We start from the raw sequence: 2,369 nt of genomic DNA, 5'->3' as shown, positions 1-2,369 counted from the left end.
CGGCTGATGCTATTTGCCGTGTAAGAAATCCAGGTAACCGCCGTTTACCCGGTTCTCTGCGTCCTGAATCAGGCGATCCGCAAAGCGCCGCGCCGCAGTGTTCTTCCACTCGATGGAAGGTAAAATCGCCTGCCATGAACGGCCGGCGGCTATGGCGACCTCACGTGGGCCGCCACCAATTTCCTGAATGTCGAAGGCGATCAGAAGCTGAATCTGCCGCGCACGCTGGAGCGGCGTGAGCTGGAGCGCGCGTGGAAGCAGGGCAACGCGGCTGCCACGCAGATGCCGGAAAAAGCGCAACGCCACGTCGAGACGAAGCTCGCCGGCAGCGTCCAGCGGCAGCAGCACGGCGGGGCGTTGCAAGGCCGAAGGGTCCAGAAGCCGAAGAAAGAGATCGCCAACCGCGTCGCCGATCGTAAGCCACCCGCCATCCGCATCGTCGTGACGGGCCAGGATATTCCCCAGCATGGCGGGTTCGATCGGGGTCACCGTCGCGAAACCCGAGGGTGCCGGCGTGAGAATCAGCGTGGCCGGGGAGACCTCGGGCCTCCAGACCATGCGGCCGCGGCGGGCGGGTTCATCGGGAGCATGGACAAAAGCCCAACCCCCAGCGTTCGGCGAACGCCGCGCGCTCTGCGGCGGCGTCCGTTGCCCGGCGGGCGATGCGTCGTTGCAGGCGGGCATACTCGCGACGGTACGTCGCGTTGCGGCGCAGGAACTCGACGGCGAAACCGGAACGGTCCAGAGTGCTGATACGGTCGCGTATTTCCTGTGAACGCCAGAAGGATGTCGGCATGGTGACCTCCCTGTCTGGCCCCTCATACGGCAAGGGGGCAGCCTCAATTAGCCGGATCGGAACCGCGAGCGCATAGACCCTGATTTTCTATTGGGGAGAGTGCCGTGGGGGACCAGCGCGTGGGCCGGCGAAGCCCGGCTATTGCAGGCGCGGCTCCAGCAAATGCCGGTAGCCGGCTTTGGTCATCCAGCGCGCCCGTGCAAGATGGTTGTCGTAAACAGCCCTGGCGCGCACGGGTTCACAGACAGGATCGATTTTGAACAGCACCGCAACGACTTCGCGCCAGTCGGCACCTTCCTCGTCGGCGATCAGGAGGCGGAGATAAAGGTCGAGATGCTGCTCGTCATAGGCGTTCACACGCGCCGTCAGAGGCGGGTGATCCTGGAAGGATGGGTGGGTCATGACGATCCCTCGTGATAGCGCTGTTGGATCGGTTCGATAACAAATTCGTGGAATGACGACCGTTCGACGGTTCCGCGCTGACGCAAAAAACAACGCGGGGCCGAGTGGGAAGGCTGCGCGGCCAGGCCGATCAGGACGGCGCGCGTCTGCGACGGCCCGCATCCTGTCGCGTCTGTGGATCGGAAGTCTCGTGAAGAAACATGACACCACGCCCTTGCCCGGACTCGATGAACAGGATGCCCGCTGCTTCCAGCGCGCGGCGGACCTGGTCGATCGTGCCCTCATGGACACCAAGGCCACGCTCGGATTCAAGGCGCTTGAGCGCGGTCAATGCTACGAGGGCTTTTTCAGCGAGCCGTTCCTGTGTCCAGTTCAGGAGTGCCCGTGCCGCCCTTACCTGTCGGCCAGTGATCATCCATGATCACATCCGACATGCAGGGCATGCACACCAGAAATACGACTATAATAGTCGTATAATGGAGATTCAATATCGTTCTTTCAGTTGGATAGTGAGGAAACACCGGCGTCCTGCTTCTGATAGGACCGTCAGTGGGGTCCGCCGTCGGTACGGGCGACCAGACGAAAAGACCCCCGCTTACGCGGAGGCCTCCCCGTCGTGGCATTTTGCTGCGAATTGCGCGCATACCTGGTTCAGTTCACGCTCGATTTTGGCCCGCTCACGACGGCTGAGGTGAAAGCTGGTCAGTTCGGCGCGCAGCATCTGGATCTGGTCGTGTAGCGTGGTCATCGTCCTGCTCCTTTCGTTTTTCGAAGACAGGCCGTCGCCTCATGCGCGCGTGAATCGGGTCAAGGATCGCCGCAGGCGACCGCCCCAGCGGCGCGCGGGGGAGCCGATTTTGTCTGGTGTGCCCGTAGGGTGCGCCGGGCAAAATTGGGGGGACCGCGCGTCCTTGAGGCGGTTCACGCCGGGCATGGTACAATGGGAAGGCTGAGGGAAGCCCTGTTCCCCTTTCTTGCCCACACATTGGCAGATTGGGCGCGGCGCGACTGGTGCGCCCACCCGCCGGTTCGCGATCGGTCATGCGAAGGCCCCACCCGGACCGGCCGGGCGGGGGATCGCTGGCACCTCAGTCGCCGTTGCGGCGGCCGTTGGGGCGGGACCAGATCAGGCTGTAGCCCTCGCCGTCCTCGTCATCGAAGAGGTTGGCGA

The 2,369-nt window shown here is 63.5% G+C and carries 5 protein-coding genes and 1 pseudogene; all 6 read right to left on the bottom strand.

Going from position 1 to position 2,369, the window contains the following annotated elements:
- Window positions 1-9 precede the first annotated feature (9 nt).
- Window positions 10-558 (bottom strand): DUF2285 domain-containing protein, encoded by a 549-nt coding sequence (locus P792_RS34030; RefSeq protein WP_018308127.1) that lies wholly within the window; start codon window positions 556-558, stop codon window positions 10-12.
- A gap of 19 nt (window positions 559-577) precedes the next feature.
- Window positions 578-796, bottom strand: coding sequence for a transcriptional regulator domain-containing protein (locus tag P792_RS39325; RefSeq protein ID WP_010518331.1), 219 nt, complete (start codon window positions 794-796; stop codon window positions 578-580).
- A gap of 138 nt (window positions 797-934) precedes the next feature.
- On the bottom strand, window positions 935-1,198 hold the full coding sequence (locus tag P792_RS34025) for a DNA -binding domain-containing protein (protein ID WP_010518332.1): 264 nt from the start codon (window positions 1,196-1,198) through the stop codon (window positions 935-937).
- A 130-nt stretch (window positions 1,199-1,328) separates the two neighbouring features.
- Complete coding sequence (locus P792_RS34020; RefSeq protein ID WP_018308128.1) at window positions 1,329-1,613, bottom strand: helix-turn-helix transcriptional regulator; 285 nt, start codon at window positions 1,611-1,613, stop codon at window positions 1,329-1,331.
- A gap of 180 nt (window positions 1,614-1,793) precedes the next feature.
- Entirely contained in the window at window positions 1,794-1,946 is a 153-nt protein-coding gene (locus tag P792_RS38070) for a hypothetical protein (RefSeq protein ID WP_010518334.1), read from the bottom strand.
- Window positions 1,947-2,286: 340 nt separating this feature from the next.
- Window positions 2,287-2,369: pseudogene (locus P792_RS39320) on the bottom strand (DUF736 domain-containing protein); the annotation flags it as partial.

The organism is Asaia sp. SF2.1 (assembly GCF_000505765.1).
GTDB lineage: Bacteria > Pseudomonadota > Alphaproteobacteria > Acetobacterales > Acetobacteraceae > Asaia > Asaia bogorensis.
Note: the sequence above shows the minus strand (reverse complement) of the source record. Positions and strands in the feature narration are given on the sequence as shown.